This is a genomic window from Mycoplasma anserisalpingitidis (genome assembly GCF_007859615.1).
Classification (GTDB): Bacteria; Bacillota_I; Bacilli_A; order Mycoplasmatales; family Metamycoplasmataceae; genus Mycoplasmopsis; species Mycoplasmopsis anserisalpingitidis.
Genome location: NZ_CP042295.1, coordinates 794521 through 816584 on the forward strand (window position 1 = coordinate 794521; position 22064 = coordinate 816584).

At 26.6% G+C, this 22064-nt stretch carries 22 protein-coding genes; 12 read left to right on the plus strand and 10 right to left on the minus strand.

The genetic code is table 4. The features are described from left to right. Positions 1 to 809: 809 nt before the first annotated feature. Both FRW55_RS03230 and FRW55_RS04225 read right to left on the minus strand, forming a co-directional pair. Positions 810 to 2072, minus strand: a complete 1263-nt coding sequence (locus tag FRW55_RS03230; protein ID WP_336603147.1) for an ABC-F family ATP-binding cassette domain-containing protein — start codon at positions 2070 to 2072, stop codon at positions 810 to 812. Then, on the minus strand, positions 1973 to 2425 hold the full coding sequence (locus FRW55_RS04225) for an ATP-binding cassette domain-containing protein (protein ID WP_336603148.1): 453 nt from the start codon (positions 2423 to 2425) through the stop codon (positions 1973 to 1975). The genes FRW55_RS03230 and FRW55_RS04225 overlap by 100 nt, the downstream gene beginning before the upstream one ends. A 208-nt stretch (positions 2426 to 2633) precedes the next feature. Here FRW55_RS04225 and FRW55_RS03235 point away from each other — a divergent pair, with 208 nt between their 5' ends. Both FRW55_RS03235 and pip read left to right on the plus strand, forming a co-directional pair. After that, positions 2634 to 5741, plus strand: a complete 3108-nt coding sequence (locus FRW55_RS03235; RefSeq protein ID WP_146368704.1) for an endonuclease/exonuclease/phosphatase family protein — start codon at positions 2634 to 2636, stop codon at positions 5739 to 5741. Between the two features lies 1 nt (position 5742). Continuing rightward, positions 5743 to 6672, plus strand: a complete 930-nt coding sequence (gene pip, locus FRW55_RS03240) for a prolyl aminopeptidase (RefSeq protein WP_146368705.1) — start codon at positions 5743 to 5745, stop codon at positions 6670 to 6672. A 64-nt stretch (positions 6673 to 6736) separates the two neighbouring features. Here the strand turns inward: pip and FRW55_RS03245 are convergent, their stop codons facing one another. Then, the gene (locus FRW55_RS03245; RefSeq protein ID WP_146368706.1) at positions 6737 to 7594 is read right to left on the minus strand and encodes a DegV family protein; all 858 of its coding nucleotides are present in this window, start codon (positions 7592 to 7594) and stop codon (positions 6737 to 6739) included. Between the two features lie 45 nt (positions 7595 to 7639). Here FRW55_RS03245 and tapR point away from each other — a divergent pair, with 45 nt between their 5' ends. The 7 genes from tapR (at position 7640) to adhP (ending at position 12958) form a co-directional block, all read left to right on the plus strand. Beyond that, entirely contained in the window at positions 7640 to 8233 is a 594-nt protein-coding gene (gene tapR, locus FRW55_RS03250; protein ID WP_146368707.1) for a TyrS-associated PheT N-terminal domain-related protein TapR, read from the plus strand. Between the two features lies 1 nt (position 8234). Continuing rightward, positions 8235 to 9464, plus strand: coding sequence for a tyrosine--tRNA ligase (gene tyrS / locus FRW55_RS03255; protein WP_146368708.1), 1230 nt, complete (start codon positions 8235 to 8237; stop codon positions 9462 to 9464). A gap of 26 nt (positions 9465 to 9490) precedes the next feature. Continuing rightward, positions 9491 to 10402, plus strand: a complete 912-nt coding sequence (locus tag FRW55_RS03260; protein ID WP_146368709.1) for an MSC_0882 family membrane protein — start codon at positions 9491 to 9493, stop codon at positions 10400 to 10402. 4 nt (positions 10403 to 10406) lie between these two features. Beyond that, on the plus strand, positions 10407 to 10964 hold the full coding sequence (locus FRW55_RS03265; protein WP_146368710.1) for a DJ-1/PfpI family protein: 558 nt from the start codon (positions 10407 to 10409) through the stop codon (positions 10962 to 10964). 150 nt (positions 10965 to 11114) lie between these two features. Next, on the plus strand, positions 11115 to 11258 hold the full coding sequence (locus FRW55_RS04155) for a nitroreductase family protein (protein ID WP_201798406.1): 144 nt from the start codon (positions 11115 to 11117) through the stop codon (positions 11256 to 11258). A 137-nt stretch (positions 11259 to 11395) separates the two neighbouring features. Then, positions 11396 to 11719: a nitroreductase family protein gene (locus FRW55_RS04160; RefSeq protein WP_201798407.1), complete on the plus strand. Its 324-nt coding sequence runs from the start codon at positions 11396 to 11398 to the stop codon at positions 11717 to 11719. A 189-nt stretch (positions 11720 to 11908) separates the two neighbouring features. Further along, positions 11909 to 12958 (plus strand): alcohol dehydrogenase AdhP, encoded by a 1050-nt coding sequence (gene adhP, locus FRW55_RS03275; RefSeq protein WP_319000234.1) that lies wholly within the window; start codon positions 11909 to 11911, stop codon positions 12956 to 12958. Positions 12959 to 12990: 32 nt separating this feature from the next. Here adhP and rsmI read toward each other — a convergent pair whose 3' ends face one another. The 6 genes from rsmI to dnaX are packed head-to-tail and all read right to left on the minus strand — an operon-like array spanning position 12991 to position 18378. After that, complete coding sequence (rsmI, locus tag FRW55_RS03280) at positions 12991 to 13704, minus strand: 16S rRNA (cytidine(1402)-2'-O)-methyltransferase (protein WP_146368711.1); 714 nt, start codon at positions 13702 to 13704, stop codon at positions 12991 to 12993. Beyond that, positions 13694 to 14629: a hypothetical protein gene (locus FRW55_RS03285; protein WP_146368712.1), complete on the minus strand. Its 936-nt coding sequence runs from the start codon at positions 14627 to 14629 to the stop codon at positions 13694 to 13696. The genes rsmI and FRW55_RS03285 overlap by 11 nt, the downstream gene beginning before the upstream one ends. Continuing rightward, entirely contained in the window at positions 14619 to 15266 is a 648-nt protein-coding gene (gene tmk, locus FRW55_RS03290; RefSeq protein WP_146368713.1) for a dTMP kinase, read from the minus strand. The genes FRW55_RS03285 and tmk overlap by 11 nt, the downstream gene beginning before the upstream one ends. Positions 15267 to 15286: 20 nt before the next feature. Next, positions 15287 to 15874, minus strand: a complete 588-nt coding sequence (locus tag FRW55_RS03295) for a toprim domain-containing protein (protein ID WP_146368714.1) — start codon at positions 15872 to 15874, stop codon at positions 15287 to 15289. Between the two features lie 8 nt (positions 15875 to 15882). Further along, positions 15883 to 16170: a YbaB/EbfC family nucleoid-associated protein gene (locus FRW55_RS03300; RefSeq protein ID WP_146367612.1), complete on the minus strand. Its 288-nt coding sequence runs from the start codon at positions 16168 to 16170 to the stop codon at positions 15883 to 15885. A 3-nt stretch (positions 16171 to 16173) separates the two neighbouring features. Further along, the gene (gene dnaX / locus FRW55_RS03305) at positions 16174 to 18378 is read right to left on the minus strand and encodes a DNA polymerase III subunit gamma/tau (protein ID WP_162848292.1); all 2205 of its coding nucleotides are present in this window, start codon (positions 18376 to 18378) and stop codon (positions 16174 to 16176) included. Between the two features lie 377 nt (positions 18379 to 18755). Here dnaX and FRW55_RS03310 point away from each other — a divergent pair, with 377 nt between their 5' ends. The 3 genes from FRW55_RS03310 to FRW55_RS03320 are packed head-to-tail and all read left to right on the plus strand — an operon-like array spanning position 18756 to position 20650. Beyond that, the gene (locus FRW55_RS03310; RefSeq protein ID WP_146368325.1) at positions 18756 to 19394 is read left to right on the plus strand and encodes a hypothetical protein; all 639 of its coding nucleotides are present in this window, start codon (positions 18756 to 18758) and stop codon (positions 19392 to 19394) included. Positions 19395 to 19434: 40 nt separating this feature from the next. Further along, entirely contained in the window at positions 19435 to 20082 is a 648-nt protein-coding gene (locus FRW55_RS03315) for an IS1634 family transposase (RefSeq protein WP_419673236.1), read from the plus strand. Then, positions 20024 to 20650, plus strand: a complete 627-nt coding sequence (locus tag FRW55_RS03320; RefSeq protein WP_146368327.1) for an IS1634 family transposase — start codon at positions 20024 to 20026, stop codon at positions 20648 to 20650. The genes FRW55_RS03315 and FRW55_RS03320 overlap by 59 nt, the downstream gene beginning before the upstream one ends. Before the next feature lie 309 nt (positions 20651 to 20959). Here the strand turns inward: FRW55_RS03320 and FRW55_RS03325 are convergent, their stop codons facing one another. Continuing rightward, complete coding sequence (locus FRW55_RS03325) at positions 20960 to 21934, minus strand: YwaF family protein (RefSeq protein WP_201798417.1); 975 nt, start codon at positions 21932 to 21934, stop codon at positions 20960 to 20962. Positions 21935 to 22064: the final 130 nt, after the last annotated feature.

Here is a 22064-nt window from a genome sequence, read left to right on the forward strand (position 1 = left end):
AATAATCATCAAAATAGTATTTAAAGCATAGCTACTAAACAATACTTGTAAAATACCTATAGTTAAAGTTCCTAAAAAGATGAAAATAAATATAATTAAAAGACTAATTTTTAATTTTGTTTTGAATTTTTGAAAGTTGAATATTAATAATAAACATACATAAAATATGTACTTAATTTCAAGTATTGAGAATATATTTAATAGGAATTGTCCAAATGATTTATTGCTAAAATTAAAAGCAAAATTATATTCAATAATTCTATCTCCGAAATTGTTTTGGGTTGTCGAATAATTCAAATAAGGAATTATAAGAAAAACAAATATTAATAGGATGAAAAACAGTGTTCAAAATCTTACAATAATATCTTTTCTCATTATTAATTACCAATTTTTAAAAAGTTAACAGATCCGAAAATAGGAGACATTAAGAACACTTTTTCAAAACCACTTCAACCATAATTACAAATATAATAATCATTTGTGTTATTTAGTTTTATTTTTTCATTATATCCAATAGATTCCATAATTGCTAAATCATTTTAATTTACAAATATTTTTGTGTTAATATCAACTCCAAAACAAGCTGTCATTGCTGATTCACTAAGTAAAGTGCATAATAAAAAGTTTTTTCTCATTTAACCGCCTTAATATCTTTTATATATTTAAATTTTATCTTAATCTTTAACCTTTTAAGTGAAAACATTTCTACAGAATAATCAAATAAAGATAATTGGTAAATATTTCCCAATTTATGGAATAAAATGTGAAACAAAAAATCACACTATTGTGTGACTTATATTCATGTATGACTAATATCCCATAGCTTCGTCATATTCTTCAAGAGTTCCTCTGAATAAGAAGCTTTTTTGTGGACTTTGTAGTTCTAAAATTACATTAGCACATTGGTTAACAAATGCTCTGTTGTATGTGGTGAAAATTGCACCACCACGGTAACTTTGAACACCCTCAATAACTGAGTCAATACTTTCAGCATCTAAGTGATCAAGTGGTTGATCTAAAATAATAAAATTGCTTTCAAGTAGCATCATTCTACTGAACATCAATCTTGCTTTTTCTCCACCACTAGTAACTTTAACTTTTTTAAATACAGTATCATTAGAAAAAAGCATTCTTCCTAAGAAACCTCTCATTCTTGAGTCACTATTATCTTTAGTTTCTTGAGTTGAATTTTCTATAGGTCATTTACTAATTCATTCTAAAATTGTTTCATCATTTTCAAAGTATTTACTGTTTTCATTAGGGAAATAGCTATGTTTAATTGTTTGACCTCAACTTACTGTTCCGGAAGTAGGTTGCAACTCACCAACAAGAATTTGTAATAATCTTGTTTTTGCAATGTCGTCTTCACCAATGATAACCATCTTTTCACCTGGATTTAATGAGAACGAAACATTTTCAAAGAGAGTTTCTCCTTTTTCGTTAATGTATGTTAAATTTTCAACACTGAGAATTTGTTTTCCATGATCTCTATTCATATCTCATTTAATATATGGATATTTTCTATTTGAAGGTTTAATTTCATCTAAAGTAATTTTGTCAAGAAGTTTTTTTCTACTTGTAGCTTGTTTAGATTTAGATGCATTAGCACTGAAACGAGCAATAAATTCTTTAAGTTTTTCAATTTGAGCTTCTTTTTTGACATTAGATTGTTTTAACATCTCTCTAGCTAATTCACTACTTTGTTTTCAGAATGAATAGTTACCTGTATACATTTTAGCTTCATTATAGTCAATATCAACAATGTGTGTACAAATTGCATCGAGAAAATCCGAGTCGTGAGATACAACAATAACAACATTAGGATAATCAATTAAAAAGTTTTCAAGTCATTTAATACTTTTAAGGTCAAGGTGGTTAGTTGGTTCGTCCATAATTAAAATATCAGGATTCCCAAAAAGCGCTTTTGCTAATAAAACTTTAATTTTTTGATTAGCTGTTAATTCCTTCATTTTTACATGTCATTTTTCAGATGGAATAGAAAGATTTGCAAGCAATTCTTGTGCATCATTTTCTGCAGTTCATCCTCCAAGTTCACCAAATTTTTCTTCCAATTCCCTGCTAAAGTATAGTCTTCCATTGTAGCTTCTGGGTTATTGTAAATAGCATCTTTACGTTCTTTAATCTCATAAAGCTCATTATTTCCAGTAATAACAACTTCAGTAACATCCATTTCATCATAAGCATTATGGTTTTGAGAAAGAACAGAAATTCTTCTGTTTTTTTCTATAATAATTTGTCCACCACTTGCTTCAATCTCACCTGATAAAATTTTTAGAAATGTACTTTTCCCTGCTCCATTAGCACCAATTATTCCATAAGTATTTCCTTCTAAAAATTTAATATTTACGTTTTCAAATAATTTTTTATCACTAAAAATTTTGGATAAATTTTGAACTTCTATCATAAAACCTCCATAGTTATTATTTATTATATTAAATTTAAAATTTATGTTCCACTTATTAAAAATGTTAATGTGGGACGTTTTCCACTCTTATGATTTTAAAAAGTTAAAATTTAGCCATAATTTTTTAATTTTTTTAACTTTTCAATATCACACAAAACTTTATTAAGTTTCCATTTTATAAGTGTATTTTTTCGTTTTTAATTATATTATGAAGAAGATTAGTAAATTAGTAATTTTAACAAGTAGTTTAAGCATTTTTTCATTGGCTGCTTCATGTAATTTTAGTACTAGTAGCAAAAATGAAGATAAAAATAAAGAGTCGGAAAATCAAACAAACAAAATAGTTGACACATCTGTTAATTTAATTTTTAAGAATGTAGATGATGATGAAATAATTTTTAGTGAGAGAATTGAAAAAAGCGAGCTTCAAAATAAAAATTTAACTGAATATATTAAAGATTTAGCTTTTGAACCTGCAAGTAAAATTATTTTTAGTGAAAATGAAATAACCTTATATTTCAAAAAGATTGATACATTAGATTTAGAGATTGTTTTTAATGGTGTTTCTTATAAATTCAACGTTCCAAACAAACCCAATAATATCCTAAGAACATTAGAATCATTTAAAATTGAGCACAATGTTGATTCAAGTTTTTCAATACACAAAGATACTGAAAATACTTATGTTATAGAGAAAAAAATCGATCAAAATACATATTTAACTTTAAGGGATTTTGAAACAGATAAAGATTTATTTAGTATTAAAGTGATTGATAATGAATTAGACGTTGCTGATATTTCACGATTTATTCCACATAATTGAGAATTAGCTTCCGAAGATTTTACACTAGATTTAAATAAAGATAACATAATAAAAATAAAAAGAAAAACCTATGTTGATTTAACAATAATTTACAATGATATAAACTATTTAATTAATGAAGTAGAAAATAAAAAAGAAACAATCAAAGAAAAATTACACATTTTTATGCTTGAAAACAAAATAAGTACTAAAGATTTTGAAATAATAAAGGAAAACAACAATGTGTTTAGGATTAAACCTATAATCAAAACAACTTCACTAGTTTTTGTTGATGAAAATAATGATGAAATTAAAACTATTGAAAAAGTTTCATTTAACTTAGAAACAATTAATTATAAAATTTTTATTCCAGATGGTTATGAACTAAAAGATAAGAATGTAGAAATAATATTTGGTCAAGTAAATAAAATTCAAGTACAAAAAATAAATAAATCAGAAATAGATACCAATGAAAAAGAAGATTTAGATGAAGAAGAAGTTGACGAAATTTCATACATTGAAGAACAATTTGACAAAGTGTTGAATTTTGCTAAAAATTCACCAAATTTGATTATTCAGGGAAAATTAACAAAAAAAGACTTTGATTCAATAGTCCAAAGATATGATACAAACACAACTGAAACATATAGAAAAATGATTTATAAAGATATAGATACTTTTGGGTTTACAAAAACTATTGGATCTATAACTAGCTTAAACTTTAACTCTGAAATTTCAGAATTTATTGAGTTTAATTTAGGAAATGAAGATGAAGATGAATATATAACGTTTGCAAACGTTGATCAAATCGAGAAAAGTGGATCTTATAAAGGCGGTTCATACTTTAATTTTGAATTGGATAAAGAAAATAAAACTGTTGAAATTATAGGTAAATTTACTCTAGTTCAATCAGGTCAAATCACTAAACAAAGTGACTTATTTAAATTTATAATACAAATAGAAAAGAGTGAAGAAAATAACATAGCAACTGTTGATAGTGAAACCAAGAGTATAGATGATAAATTTAACAAAATACTAGAATTAGTAAAACAAAATGATTTTAGTGTTTTTAATAAAAGTTTAAGTCAAGAAGATTATCAACAACTACTTGATAGATTCAAAAAGGGTTCAACTCCGGCATATAGAAAAATCTATTATAAAGATATTGATACTTTTGGCTTTACAAAAACTATCGGTAAAACTTCATCAATAAAATTCAATAATCAAATTAAGGACTTTATATCTAAAAACTTGTTAAATGAACAAAATGAATACATTGTGTTTTCAAATGTTGAACAAATTGAAACTAAAGGTACACATCAAGGCGGAACATATTTTAATTTTGAAGTTAATGAAAATGAACAAACAGTAAATTTTACTGGTAAATTTTGTCTAATAAAAGAAAATCAAGTTGTTAAATTGAGTGATGTAATCAGCTTTACCTTAAAATTAAATTCTGCAACTTCAGATGAAGAAATTGAAACTAGCACAAATACTAACGAAACTACAAGCAAGTTTGAAGCTTCGAAACAAAAAAATAATAATAGATTCAGAATAGGACACTGAAACGTTTTAAATTACGCAAATACTGAACCTAATTACAAATCTAATGGAATCGCTACAATTATAAATGATGCAAACATGGATATAGTCGGTTTAACTGAAATAAATTTAAATAGAGGTGATTCAATAAGTTTTATTGTAGATAAACTTAATCAAATTAATCCAGGAGCTGCATACAAATTTTATGTACAACCTGTTTCTGAAGCAACAGAAAATAGCCAACCTACTCAATCTGAACAAATAGGTATTATATATAAATCATCAATTTTTGAACCTGCTAGATTCACAAACGGTAAAATTGGTGACTCATTTAACCCCGAAGTTGAAAATTATAACGATTCAACTGATAAACGTCATTATGTTAGAACTCCTTATGGAATGAAATTCATTAATAAAACTACAAACAAAAATATAACAGTAGTCTTTAACCATCTCGACAGCCCAGGTGCTAAAATCAAAAGTGGCGAAGTTAATATAAATAAAACAAATGATAAAAAAGGATTGATAAAAGGTGAATCACAAGGGAATTTCGAATTAACTGAAGCATATGGCTTAATAAATGTTATGAATTATTTTGATTCTATCGATGATGATTCCAGTTTACTTTTTGCTGGTGATACTAATATAAGACTAAATAATATTCAAGTATTCAAACCTATGTTTGATAATGGGTATTTATCTGTCTATGGAGATAAAGAGGAAAAACATAAAACAAGTCTTGGCACATCAAAATATTGATCTCAACCATATGATAAAATCTTTGTAAAGGCAGCTCAATCAACTAAATTTATAACTGAAGAAGATAATCCTGAACTTGAATTTAAATATGATATTTATGCAGCAATAAATGCTAAAATAATTACTGAATTTAAAAATAATGAAGACATAATAATCAAAAAAGCTAGATCTATTTCAGATCACACTTTAACTTGAGTAGATTGAGAAAACTAAAATGTATAAAAACATAATACCTTATGAATCCGGATTCATGGACACAGAATCTGAACACAAAATTTACTATGAAGTATCTGGTAACCAAAACGGAATTCCTGTAGTATTTTTACATGGAGGACCAGGCGGGTCTTCTTCGGAAAAACATAGAGAGTTTTTTGACCCAATGTACTATAAAATAATAATTTTTGACCAAAGAGGTTGTGGAAAAAGTACGCCAAGTTGTTTATTAAAAAACAACACAACAGACCATTTAGTTGATGATATTAATAACTTAACAAAAATGTTAAATGTAGAAAAATTCATTCTTTTTGGAGGTTCTTGAGGAAGCACATTAGCTCTAATTTATGCTATTAGACACCCCGAAAAGGTTTTATCTTTAGTATTACGTGGGATATTTTTATGTAGAAAATCTGATATTGATTGACTTTACCAAAGTGGAGTTGAACAATTCTTCCCAGAATATTTTGAAAATTATATGAATCATCTTAACGAAATCGAAAGAAAAGATGCATTATCTTCGTACTACAAAAGAATGACTTCTACAGACAAAAATGTTGCCTTGCAAGCTGCAACAAAATTTGCAAACCTCGAATCAATTACTTCAACAATCAAAACCGTTGAACCTAATTCGGATGATAAACATATTTTGGAAATTGCCACTTTAGAAGCACATTACTTTGTCAATGACTCATTTCTTCCATCGGATAACTATATTTTAGAAAATACAAAAAATATAGAAAATATCCCAACATATATTGTTCATGGTAGATATGATATGGTTTGTCGTCCTTCTTCAGCTTATGACTTACATAAAAAATTAAAAAAATCGCAATTATATTACACAAATTTAGCTGGTCACTCTCTTTTTGAAGTCGAAACAAGCCAAAAGTTATTTAATATTATGGAAGAATTAAAACATAAATTCTAATCTTTGCACACTATTTAATATAGTGTGTTTTTAAAATAAAAAAATGCAGATAATTGCATCCTAATTAAACTTTTGTTAATCCTATAATTTCACTATTTAATTTTTTAGGATATAAAATCACAACAACAGCTTCAGGCCCTGTATGAATAGCAACAACCGAAGGAATTGAACCAACAAAAATATTGCCTTTTATTTTATTTTTGGTGAATTCTATATACTCATTAATTTCCTCATTTTTTGAGTGCAATAAAATCAATTCACAATTTTCATTATAATTTTTAACTTTATCTTCAATCACATTAAAGACAGTTTTAGAGAAAACTCTTCCTTTACCTTCTTTAAGTAACTGACCTTCAGAAAAACTAATGATTGGAACAATTTTTAATAATCTCGCTAATGTAGCGGCGGCTGGAGATAATCTTCCACCTTTAACTAAAAAATCATTGTATTTAGGCATTAATGAAATTGAATTAATATTAATATTGAATTGATTATAAGCTTCATCAAAGCTCATCCCGTTTTTTATGTTTTCTTCAAAATTAATTAAATCAAGTACTGTTGGAGCAGCAATATTTCTTGATTCAACAACTTTTAATTTAGGATAATCTGATTCAAGCATTTTAATACTTTGATATTGACCAGAGAGGTGTTTACTTATTGGATAGACTAAAATTTTGTCATAATCTTGATTTAATTTTTCAACCAATTCAATAACTTCACCTAGTTTTGTTGATGAAGTTTTTGCCATTTTTGAATCAGCATTAAAGACATTAAATAATGTTTCATTACTAATATTTATTCCATCATCATACAATTTATCATCGATTTCAATATGTAATGGAATGAAAAATCAACCTTTTTCTTCCGCTTGTTTTTTTGTTAATCCTGATGATGAATCTACTACGATAGCTATTTTTTCCATAAAAGTATTATAATAAATTTTAAATTTAATTATAATAATAATATTATGGTTTTAGTACACAAATTAAGCGAAAATTTTAACAATAAGGCAATAATTACTTTTAACACTGAATTAAAGGTAGAAAAGTTATTTAATACATCTGATTTTTGCGTTAATTTAGATGCAAAAAATAGAGTTCATTCGGTTGTTCTAAAGAATGCTGAAAAACACATTACAGACTATAACACTAAACGCAATTTTTTTAGTTTAGATTTAGTCAACTTAACAGATTTATTACATATTCTTAATGTAAACCAATTTGAATATAGTGATTACAAAAAGTTTGTAAAAGGCAAAATTTTAGACAAGCAGTCTCACCCAAAAAGCGAGAAATTATTTATTATTGAAATTGAACACGGAGAAGAAAAAACAAGAAAAATTGTAACTAATTCTGCTGAAGTTCAAATAGGTGATGAAATATTTTTCATAATGCCTGGTTCTATTATCTATGATGGTACAGAAATTGTTAATGGACAAGTTATGGGAATTGATAGTCCAGGAATGTTATTAAGTTATAAATCACTTGGTTTAGAAAAAGAGTATGGAGTTGGTTTAGTAAAAAATGATAACTTAAAAATAGGAGAGGAACTAAAATTTTAGTATGAATATATTAAATGAATTAAAAGAACGTGGTATCTTAAAAAATATCTCAAGCGAAGAAAAATTTAATTCGCTTGAGAAAGGTGCAAAAGTTTATATTGGTTTTGATCCAACTGCTCAAAGTTTACATTTAGGAAATTACATTCAAATTAAGACTCTTCAAAGATTTAAACAAGCTGGATTTACTCCAATTATGGTTGTGGGTGGCGCTACCGGAATGATTGGTGACCCTTCTGGAAGAAACACTGAAAGAAATTTATTAGATTCTAAAACTTTAGAAAATAATAAAGAAAAAATTAGAAAACAACTTTCTAAGTTTGATATTGATGTAGTTGATAATTATGATTTTTACAAAGATATGAACATCTTATATTTTTTAAGAGAAGTTGGTAAACTAATCAGTATTAACTATATGTTATCTAAAGATGTGGTTTCTTCAAGATTAGAAAATGGAATTAGTTTTACTGAATTTTCATATCAACTAATACAAGGTTGGGACTTTTATCAACTTTATAAATTGCATAACACCAAAATTCAAGTCGGTGGTTCAGATCAATGAGGTAATATTACTACCGGATTAGAAATCATTAGTAAAAAATGTGAAAATCCTGATGCAGTTGGAATAACTCTTAATTTATTAACAGATGAAAATGGTAATAAATTTGGTAAATCAACTGGTGGCGGAAGTTTATGACTTGACAAAGATATGAACTCACCATATAACTTATATCAATTTTTATTCAATCAACCTGATTCTCAAATTGAAAAATTACTTCTTTGATTGACTTCTTTAGAAATAAATGAGATTAAAAATATTATTAAAAACCATTTTGAAAATCCTTCATTACAAAATGCTCAAAGAGTTTTGGCATTTGAAGTAGTTAAAGATATTCATGGTTATAATGAAGCTCAAAAATCATTTAATTTATCACAATTTATTTTTAACCCACAATTTGATATAACTTCATTAAAATTAAATGAATTTAAAAATATGATCGACCATTTTAAAGTATTAGAAGTTAAGAATGATTCTAATTTGGTTGAAGAATTAATGAAAAACGAAGTATTCAAATCAAAAAGAGAAGTTAGGGAGTTCATTCAAAACAAATCATTAAAATTTAACTTTACTCCTGTTGACGAAAACACTAAAATTTCATCAAATTTATTTGATAATAAATATGCTATTGTAAACAAAGGTAAAAAACAAATATTTATCTTAAAAATTGTTTAATATAATTTAATTAGAAAGGAGAATATATGGACAGAAAACCTCTCGAAGATACAAGTGATATTAGAATAGTTGAGAATAATAATATAAACAATCAAGTATTATCAACTTCATACTTAAAGAAAGATCCAGAAGGGATTTTAAACTCGCGTACTTATAGAATAATCACTAGAGAAAAAAAGTTTAAATTCTTTTCAATGTCGTTTTGATCAGTTGTTTTATTAACATCTGTTTTAGTGATTACTTTTTTAGCTTTATCTCAACAAAACATTATTCAACAAAATTTTGTAACTAGCTATACCGGTTATTATATTTTGTTTGGAATGACCTTAGTTTTTTCTCTTTTCTATGCTACTAAAGCAATAATAGAATTTCTTGCTTGAAAATCTTCTATAGCTCGTATGCGCGAAAGTTATGCTAATGGCGATTCATCTGCAAAAGTTTTATTTCACACAACTTATAGAAATATAAGTATTCGTTCAGTCAGAATTTTATGAGCTGTAATATTTATCGAAGTATTCTATGGTTTATTTATTCTAATTACTTTCTTGTTATATAACTACTTTGTTTTAAAAGACAATAATGCAAGTTTAGAAATTAGTATGTTAAACGTCACTATTGGATGAGATATTAAAGCTATGTTGAACAACTGATATAACAATAATATCGAGTTATTTTTAATCATTAGTTTAGTATTCTTAGGTTTGGTTCTTGCAACTTATTTTGTGTTCTTCACTTTAGATAAAAAAAGATTAATAGAAATTTCAAGTTTACTTGGAGATGATTATACTCAAATAACTAGTTCTATTATGGAAGCTAAATCAAAAGAACACAAATTATGAATAAAAGTTTTTATCGTCTCATTCTTCTTAATATATTTATTACCTTTTATAATTATATTAATACTTGTTTGAAGAAAAGTCATAAGAAGGAAAGGATAATTAAATGAAATTATTAGTTATTACATTAGATGGATTTAATGACGTTGAATTAACAGGTGTTTTATCTTGTTTGTCACGTAGTCAAAAAGCTACATTCACTTACTATAATCCCGATAAAAATCATGTGTCAAGCCAATATGGAACGTATGAAATCAATGCTCAAACCAAAGTTGATATCAATGAATTTGATGCAATTTTCGTTCCTGGTGGACCCGCTGCTAAAGCTTTAAGAATTAATCAAAAAGCTTTAGATGTTATAAGAGAATTTAAAAAACAAAATAAAGACATTTATGCAATTTGTGATGGACCAAATGCATTATATGAAACGGGTATAATTGATCCTGAAATATCATATAGTTCATTTCCTATGTTTAGTGATCCAGTTGAATTAAAAGAAAAAACAGGAAAAAACAGGAACGAAAATCTTGTAACAAATTCAAACAATCACTTAATTACCGGTCGTTGTGCAGCAGCAGCTATTGATCTAGGGTTAGAGATAATCAGACATAATTTCGGAGAAGAATTGTATAAACAAGTTTCATATGGAATGAAAACAAAATAGTAGCAATCTATTTAATAGTTTGCTATTTTTTTGTTTAAAAATATTTAAACGATAAAAAATCTAATATAATATGAATGTAAAAAGTCAAAAAACAGCTTAAAAATGCGTAAAATAATAGCTTTTTAAGTTTTATAAAGAAAGGATATAAATATGAGCTTTGACTTTTTGAAAGTTGCACAAAATAGATATACAACAAAAATGTATGATCCAAATAAAAAAATTTCAGAAGAAAATATTAAGAAAATTAAAGAAATTCTCAGATTGACACCGTCATCAATTAATGGACAACCATAAAGTTTACTATTATATCAAACCAAGAATTAAAAGACAAATTATCTAAAGCATCAATAAGTAATGCAGAACGTGTTAAAAATTCAAGCCACTTAATCGTTTTAAGCAGAGTTGATGATTTATCTATCTATGAAAATCATATGCACACTAATTTAGATCCTAGAGTGATTCCATATTACGAAAATGTAATTAAAACTTCAGATGAAACTGCTATAGCATGATATAAAAATCAAGTTTATCTTGCAATGGGATTTATGTTGGCTGCTTTAGGGACAATGAATATTGATTCAACCCCAATGGAGGGTATTGATACAAAACAATATAAAGAAATTCTCGGTCTTAACGGATACATGCCAGTGCTAGCATTAGCGATGGGATATAGAGATGAAAATGACTTCAATCAAATATCAAAATCTCCAAAACAAAGATTGGAAGAAAGTAAAGTTATTCAAGAAATTAAATAGAATAACAAATGCAGGTGTCAACAAGTACTTGCATTTTTTATTTGAAAAAGGCATAAATATTACTATCAAGTTATTGGAATAATTTTCATAATATATCTCTATTTTAGGGATACAAAGGCTTTTTAAAAAAATGATTAGTATAATTTAAATGTATAGAATAAAACTAAAAACTCGGAGGTTTTTTATTATATGGCAAAAATGAAAGCTTTTGTGGTTCGCTCACCTAAAAATTGGGCGGTGGAAGAAGTAGAAATTCCAAAACCAAAATATAAAGAAGTATTAATTAAAATGGAAACATCAGGAATCTGTCATACAGATTTACACGCTGCTAATTTCGACTGATTAGTAGAACCTAAATACCCATTAATTCCTGGACACGAAGGAATTGGTATTGTTACAGAATTAGGTGAAGGATGTACACACTTAAAAGTTGGTGACCGTGTATGTTTAGCATGATTACATGATGCTTGTGGTGCTTGTGAATTCTGTTTACAAGGTGAAGAAACATTGTGTCCTAACCAAAATATGTCTGCATATACTAAAGATGGTTCATATGGTGAATATGCTATCGGGCATGAAGATTATGTTGCAATCGTACCTAAAGAATTAGATTTAATTACTGGAGCACCTATTGTTTGTGCTGGGGTTACAACATATAAAGCTATTAAAAGAGCTAAAGCTCGTCCAGGATATTGAATGGCAGTTATTGGTGTTGGAGGATTAGGACAATTAGCAATCCAATATGCTAAAGCTATGGGATATCGTCCAATCGGAATTGATCTTAGTGATGAAAAATGTGAATTAGCTCTTAAATCAGGTGCTGAGTATGCATTTAACTCAAGAAAAGATCCAGATTGAATTAAAAAATTAATCGAAGTAACAGGTGGTGGAGCACACGCTGTAATTAATACATCAGTTGCTACACAAGCTGCTGAACAAGGTATGGAAATGTTGCGTCGTGGTGGACGTCAAGTTCTTGTTGGATTACCTTCTAAAGATGCTTCAGGTCAAGATAACGTTAAAGTTTCTGTATTCTGAACAGTGCTATTCCAAAGAGAATTGGTTGGATCAATCGTTGGTACAAGACTTGACTTAAAAGAAGCTCTACAATATGCTGCTGAAGGAAAAGTTAAATCAGAAGTTACTAAGGTTGTTAAACTTGATGAAGTTGCAGACATCTTTGATAAATTGCAAAAAGGTGAATTCATCGGTCGTGCTGTAATTGACTATAGAAAATAAATAATGAAAAAATCATGCTTAAGGCATGATTTTTATTTTTGCTTAGCGTATTTATTAATTTTTTCTTTTTTGTTTTTCTTGAAACTTAAAACTAATGTATATTCTCCTTTAATTGTGTCTCTTTTATTTAAAGTGTCGAGAATTTCAATTGAGTTGCCTCTAAAAAACTCCTCATGTAATTTCGTCAACTCTTTAGCTAAGAATAATTTTTCTTCCCCATTAAACACTTGTTTTATATCTTTCAATGTATCAAGCAATTTATGTGGTGATACATAAAAAATATAAGTACCAAAGTCTAATGACTTCAGTTGGTTTATTCTTTGTTGTGACTTGTCTTTAATAAAACCTTTAAAAGTAAAATTATTATCTAAATTAGACATAACAAAAGTTGTCACTGCTGCATTCACCCCAGGAATAATTTCAACATTAAGGTCATGTTGGTAACATTTCTTAATTAATTCAAAACCGGGATCAGACATAACAGGCATTCCAGCATCAGAAACTAGAGCAATATTTAAACCTTCTTCGTATTGCTTCAATAAATAACTTGACGTTGTTTCTTCATTAAAATTATTATAAGTAACTAACTTTTTGTTAGTTATATCATATCTGTCTAAAAGTTTTTTTGTGACTCTAACATCCTCACAAGCAATAATATCAACTTCTTTTAAAATTCTTAAAGCTCTTAATGTTATGTCTTCCATATTTCCAATAGGAGTACCAACTATATAAATTTTATTTGTCATACAACTCCATTAATTCAACCAACATATTTTCTTTTTGAATATCAAAATTTAATACACTAGTTAATTTATCTATAAATTCACTACCGATAACTATAAATTTTGATAACTTAATACCTTTTGTTCTCATTTTATTGCTCAAATTCATAGTTTTAGCATAAAGTGGATCAGAAGATTTAGAAATGTTACTATTAGCAACCGATGAAATAAAGAAAATTAAAACTTTAATAATGAAAATATTTTTTTCAATTTCTTTTTTTGCGAGTGAACCAGAAAGATAAATATATAAAGTTGAAGGATTATCTAAAGAATTAAATAAGTTTTCATAAACTTCTTCAATTAGTTGATATCAATCATCACTGATATATTTTTTTGCTACATCATAGTCATTAAAAATATTTGAATAAATCACAGCGACTCATTTAACAACATCTATATCTCTCAACATCTCTAACAAATTATTTCTTGAATCACTTTTTACATTAATAATTTGTGACCTAGATCTTACAGTTTCAATCACAGAATAAAATTTATTTGTTGACAAGATGATTTTTGTTTTATTATTTGGGTCTTCAATCCTTTTCAATACAGCATTTATAGCGTTAATACTTGCACATTCAATATTTTTGATTACCAATATCTTTTCTTGGTTTTTAACAGCAGAAGTGTAATTTAACTTATCAAAAGCATCGATTAAATCACTTTTTGAAATATTATTATTTTCATTTTGTTCTATAACAAATATATTATTGTATCTTTCTGAAATATTATTTAGTGTCTTTATGTTAGAATTGTTTATTTTATTTAGTAAATACATAATGACCTTATCATTATCGAATCCTCTTTGAGAGTTTATTAAAAAACAGTGTGAAATCCTTTTAGAACTAAAGATGTTATCAATTATTTTTTTTGTTTGTTTATTTAGCATTTACAAAATCCGTAAATTTATCATTACTTAATATTTTTTCAATCATTTGATTAAATACATCTTGAATTGACTTTGTTGCATCAACAACAATAAATCTTTTAGGTTCACGTTCAATCAAAAATTGATATCCATGATAAATTTTTTTATGAAATTCATCGGACTCGTCTTCCATGCGATCGTCGAACAAACGATTAGCAAGGCGTCTTTTTTTAGACTCCTCAGGATTAATGTCAAAAAACACCGTAATATCAGGATAAGTTTTTTCAATAATTAGTTCAGTAATTTCTTCAACGTATTGAATTCCTAAATCTCTACCAAAACCTTGATAAGCATAAAAACTATCTATATAACGGTCACATAAGACTAAATTATTCTTTTTCAAAGCTGGTCAAATCACTTTTTCTAAATGAATTCTACGACTAGCTGAATATAATAATGCTTCAGATTTAGGACTAAGTTCAGATTCTTTACTTAATATTAACTGTCTTATTTTTTCAGCCATTTTAATATCTTTTCCACCTGGTTCTCTAGTTAAAATGTAATGTATATTTGAATAATTTTCTTTAATATATTCAACCAACATATTAATTAAAGTTGTTTTTCCAGATCCATCTAAACCTTCAAATGTTATGAACATAATTAGTTAATCCTCCGATACTATTTAGTTCTATTTCTTATAGATTGTTCCAAGGTTATTGTATCAATGTAATCGACACTAGCACCTACCGGCAAACCAATAGCCAATTGAGAAACTTTAATATTATTTTCTCTTAAATATTTCTTCAAAATTTGACTAGTTAATTCACCACCTAAAGTAGGACTTATTCCTATGATGACTTCTTCAAAATCTTTAGCATAGAAAATTAATTTTTCAATCAATTCATTTGATTCATCTAGAGATTTTTCATCAGAAATTACATTATTAAAAATAAAGTATTTACCATCATAAATGTTTGCTTTTTCCATTTTATTTATAACTTTAGAATTTTCAACAATAAATAAAACATTACTTCTTGCGTCATCAACACATATTGAACATTTCTGTTCTTCAGTTTGATAACCGCATAGCGAACAATACTTGATTTTTCTTTTGAGTTCCATAAAAGAGTTCGAAACTTCAAGTACGTGTTTTTCATCAGTTTCGATAATTCAATTCACTATTTTTTCGGCTTGCTTAGTTGTTAAATTATCAATCTTTTTTATTTTTTCTATTGCTTCTTCAATAGCTTTAATTTTGCTACTCATTTTATTAATTAGAATGGTAATCCATTAGGCATAGCAGGAGCTAATTCTTCTTCTGCTTCATCAATTTCATCAATTAATTCATTTCAAGCGACAACAATTAAATCTTCTATTAAATCTTTATCGTCTGGATCAATCAACATTTCATCAATAGTGATTGAAATAAGTTTTTTATTTCCTGAAGCAACAATTTTAACACCTTGTTTTTCAATAGTAAATTCTTTATTATTAAATTCTTTTTGTTTCTTTTCTAACTCTGCTTGCATTTTTCTTAATCTTTTTAACATTTCTGGATTCATAGTTTACCTCTTTTCTTTAATTACTTTGATACCGGTTCCAAAAATACCAGTTACATTTTTTTCAGCATAATCATTATCATGAAGTTCATCACCATCTAAAGGTTCAATTGTTTTTGATTTATAAAAATTAGTTTCCTCATTACTCAAACTTCGATACTGAGCTAATAAATTGTCTCATTCAGGTCTTAGAGCAATGAAAATTCTTAAATTTTTACCAAAAAATTTTCTTATAAAACTTTGAAATCACTTACCGTGTTTCTCTCGTTCAAGCATCTTAAGGGTATATGGATCGTTTGTAACAAGATAAATGTGTTTATCGTCACCTGAACCTATCTTTGTATTTAAGAATAAATTAATTTGTTCTGTAAAATCCCTATATTCACTTTTTAATTCATCAATCTTCTTTTGTCTTCATCTGTAGTCTTCAACATACTCACGAGATCCTTTTGCAAAACTAACAAAAGTTGATATTTTTCTATCATCTTGTTCGTTAAGTTTTTTAATTTCACGATTTGTGTTTTTTATTTTACTTATATCTAAAATTAAAGTTTTATCATCATGATGATTTGTATCTAAGATTTCGCTATATAATGAAATTTCTTGAGTTGTGATTAATTTATCATTTTGCAATTCAGTTTCTTGAATAACTCTATTTTGAATTTCATTAAGATCTGCTTCATTTTCGTTGTATTCATAGAATAATTGAGTTGTTTTACTCATTTCCGAAGTTAAGGTTGATTCTAAATCATCAACATTTCTGCTTAATATATCATTTAAATTATTAGCTTGCTCATTAATGTTCTTTTGTGACTCAATAAAGTTTTCAAGAGAAAAATCTTCAGAGTTTCCAAATTCATCTTCAAAGTTTGACTCAGTGTACTGTTCTTCAGCTTCTTGTTTTCTCATCTCTTCAATTTTGGTTTCGATTTGATCCTTCATCGAATGACTTTCGAATTTTAATCCTTTTTCAAATGTCGTTACTTCTTCATCGTTAAAGTCAAAGGTTTCATGATTGTATTTCAATTCTTTAATTTTTTCATTTTGACGTTGTATAGCTTGATTAATCATTTCTTCAACTCTTGACAGAATTTCAACATCATAAGTTCCACCCATATTTGAAACAACAGTTTCTTTATTTAATCTTTGTCTTATTCCACAAGTTTGAAGTACGAAGATTTCACAAACTTGAAAAGGTACTTCTGAACTTTTGATTTTTGGCATTCATTCATTAATTTGATCCAAGAATTCAAAGGCAAAAATCTCTTGCAATTTTAATAATTCAACTTCGTCAACAGAAAGTATCTCTAAAGTTGACTCATCTCTAGTTCTTCTAAAAATTATTCAATCTTTAATAACACTAAAAAGAGTATCAATTAGAGAATTAGCTTCCATTCCAGAATCTCTGAGAGAATTAAAAATGTCGATCGAAGTTGTTATATTACCTCTGGAAATAGAATTTAAAAGTTGTATTGCATTTCTATTAGAAATTAGTCCAAATGAGACTAATACATCTTTTTGTTTAATATCGCCATTGCTGTATGCAGCAACTTGGTCCAGTAATGACAAGGCATCTCTTAAACCTCCGTTAGCTAAACGAGAAATTAATTTAAGAGCTTGTTCCTCAAAACTTATACCCTCTTGGTTAGCAATATAGCAAAGCTGTGTGAAAATTTCATTTGATGAAATTCTTTTGAAATTAAATCTTTGAGCACGTGAAAGAATAGTTGCAGGAATTTTTTGTGGGTCAGTTGTAGCCAAAATAAAAATAACATGTTTTGGAGGTTCTTCTAAAGTTTTAAGAAGTGCATTGAAAGCACTTTTAGAAAGCATATGAACCTCATCAATAATATAAATTTTATATCTACCTTGGACAGGTAACAATTCAACCTTATTTTTTAAATCTCTAATTTCATCTACACCGTTATTTGAAGCTGCATCCATTTCGATGATATCTAGAGAATTATTTATATTTTTTTGACAAATATTGCAAATTTTAGTAATATCTTCATCATGCATGCAATTTAACACATTAGCAAAAATTTTAGCAACCGATGTTTTACCAGTTCCTCTTGGTCCGCTAAAAATATAAGCATGTGTTATTTTTCTGCTTGAAACGATGTTTTTTAAAGTTTTAACAATATGTTCTTGTCCTTTAACTTCATCAAAATTTGCAGGTCTATACTTTCTATACAATGATTTATAGCTCACGATTTCTCCTTGTTATTTTAATATTATAAATAATAAAATATTTAAAATTTGAATAAAGATAAAATAAATAAAATATATAAAAATTTTTTTCATATTTTCAAAAAAGTGAACAAAAAAGCACATAGTGCTAATTATTTTTTTTGGTTCATTCAAAAAATTCCTTAAAAGTAAATCTTTTTTGAATTGTGAGGAATTTAGTCCCTTTATTTAAACTGACTTTAAGATTAGCAAGAACTATGTGTAAAATCCTGAGTTTCCAAGTTAGACTCGTTTTTGTGACTCTATTTTTTATACCTTTTATACTACGTATAAAAGAACACAAAATAATTTAATTTTTTTGTACATAATTACATTGTAGTTGTGGTATAATATAAGTTATGAAAAAAGATAAATGAATAGTTGTAAAAAGCAAAAGAAAAGATGAATATTATATATCATTAGCAATCAGTGGCGGATATGGTAAAGGTTATAAAAAATCAATCGGTATCGGAAGTTTAAGTGAACTACAAAAATTCAACTCTGATCCAATTAATGCTCTTAAAACTGAGTGTGAAAACTGAGATACTGAGTGAGATAGAAACAAATTAAAACCAATAGTTGACAAATTCTTAAAAAAGAATCAAACTAAAATTAAAGTTTCAAATTATTCTCTAGAAATTATTAATAAATTTATAGATAAATTAAATATTTTTAATGATTTAAAATCAACGAAATCAAAAAATGTTGTGGACATTTTAAGATATATGCTTCAAAAAAGAGTTGTTGAAAAGAAAAGTATTTGAGGAATTTTCAATTCACAAGAAGAAACTGATACTGAATTAAATGTTGGAAAAACTAGTTTCTACAATGCTTTAGATTACTTATTTGATAACAAGGAACAAATTCTTAAAAATATAAATAATCAATTAGTATCAGAAAATAAGAGAAAATTACAAGTTCTTTGATATGACACAACAACTGCTTATTTTGAATCATTTTCAAGAATAGGAATAAGAGTACAAGGAACAAATTCTTAAAAATATAAATAATCAATTAGTATCAGAAAATAAGAGAAAATTACAAGTTCTTTGATATGACACAACAACTGCTTATTTTGAATCATTTTCAAGAATAGGAATAAGAGTACCTGGTTTTTCTAAAGATGGAAAATTTAAAGAAGATCAAGTAGTTATTGGTTTAATTACAGATGAAAACGGAATTCCATTGCATTATAAATTGTTCCCCGGAAATACAACTGATTCAAAAACTTTCATTCATTTTATGCTTGAGATGAAAAGAGTTTATGAAATTGAAAAAGTTGTAATTGTTTGTGATAAAGGGATGAGTACAAACGCTAACATTAGATTTTTAGAAGCACACGGTATTGACTATATCATTTCATATCGTATGAAAGCAGGAAGTAAAAAAGTCAAGGAATACGTCTTAAAACAAGATGACTACGTTAATTATGGTGGAGATTTTAAGTATAAGGAACAAACATATTTTTCAACTTGACAAAATGGTAGAAAAAACGATAAAGTGAGACGAAGAATTATCTCTTACTCTTCATCAAGAGCTTCAAAAGACAGAAAAGATAGAGAAAATTTAGTCAATAACTTCTATAAAAAAGCTAAAAACGGAATGGTTTCAGCTTCTGATTTAAAAAGTGAGACGAAGAATTATCTCTTACTCTTCATCAAGAGCTTCAAAAGACAGAAAAGATAGAGAAAATTTAGTCAATAACTTCTATAAAAAAGCTAAAAACGGAATGGTTTCAGCTTCTGATTTAAATTCAATTAAAAAATATAAATTCTTCCAAAAAGTTAATGAAGACACATTATACAAATTGAATTACGACAAAATTGAAGAAGACGAACAATTTGATGGATATTACATTTATGAAACATCTTTATTAAACATATCTCCAAGTGAAATTATTTCAATTTATCAAAAACAATGACAAATAGAAGAAAATTTTAGAGTTCTTAAAGGTACTTTGGAGTTAAGACCAATGTTTGTTTGAACTTACAAGCACATAGAAGCATACGTTTTATTATCTTTTTTAGCTTTAGTTGTGCTTAAATATGCAATTATTCAATTAGATCAATTAGCATTAAAAGACAGTGGTTTAGTTGAAAAAACTTCTGTTATGAAATTTATAGAGATTCTTAAAACAGCAATCAAAATTAGTAAAGAAGTAAACAATGAAGTTATTTCTGTAGAATATGATAATTCAAGGAAATTAAATGAAAATTTAAGATACTATGAAACATTAATAACTAAATATTTATAAATTACAATGTAGATTTTATAAAAAGTTAAAAAAATAGCGAAATAACCGCTAAATTTGTTGTTTTTATTTTTAACTTGGAAACTCAGGATTAAGATACTATGAAACATTAATAACTAAATATTTATAAATTACAATGTAGATTTTATAAAAAGTTAAAAAAATAGCGAAATAACCGCTAAATTTGTTGTTTTTATTTTTAACTTGGAAACTCAGGATAAAATATTTAAAATTTGAATAAAGATAAAATAAATAAAATATATAAAAATTTTTTTCATATTTTCAAAAAAGTGAACAAAAAAGCACATAGTGCTAATTATTTTTTTTGGTTCATTCAAAAAATTCCTTAAAAGTAAATCTTTTTTGAATTGTGAGGAATTTAGTCCCTTTATTTAAACTGACTTTAAGATTAGCAAGAACTATGTGTAAAATAGTTGCAAGTGTTATAAAAACAAAACCTAAGATAAATTCAGCAACAAAAATAAATGGTCATTTTGTTATTGGTTGTAATAATTTCGAAAAACTATTAATTTGATCTATTCCTGTGTAAAAATAGTTACTTTTTCATTTTAATGGTGCAAAATGTCCTGTTAAAGCATTTATAATAAAGAAAAACGTACAAAGTGAACCAAAGAAAATTATTGTTTTTGCAAAGTCTTTGATTTTATATTTGAATGGATATAAAATCATCAACGTAGATGAGATAATGACTAAATAACTATGTATTAAAATATAGTCTCAATAATGGTAATTATCTATGTATAAGGCAAAACTATATGTCTGTCCTTTTATATATTCTTTCCCAAATACTACACCATCAAAATCAGCTTGATATTTATTAGCAAAATCGGGGAGTGACATTGCTAAAATTGCACCAAAAATTGCAAAGAAAGCAATGTATTTAAAATATTCTATTTTGTTAAAAAATAAAATAAAACCAATGAATAAACACATTAAACGACAAAAATGTAATGGTAAAATTTCTCAACTTTTTGGAAAGTGATAAATAATTAAAATACTTGTTCTAAAAATCATAAAGATTATTGTTAACAACCCTGCTAATCTGATTAATAAAACCCTTCTCTTAGAATTTATATTACTTCGATTGTAATGGTTTTGTATTTTATCTCTAAATAATCATAAAAAAATCATTGTGAGAAATATTAAAGCAGTAAAAGTATAAAAAATTATTTTACTAATCCCACCAAAAGCATCACCCGTTAATTTAAAACCAGTTCATGAAAAAAACTGTTTTGTAAGTACCAGTATTCCTTTTCTAGCATAAATAAAAAGAAAGCATTAATTTACAAAAAATTAATGCTAGTTTGTTGCAGCTTCTCTTTCTGCTCTTCTTTTAGCTCTTGCTGCTTCTTTAGCTAATTTGTGTGATCTTTTGATAGCACGCGCTTTGTTTCTT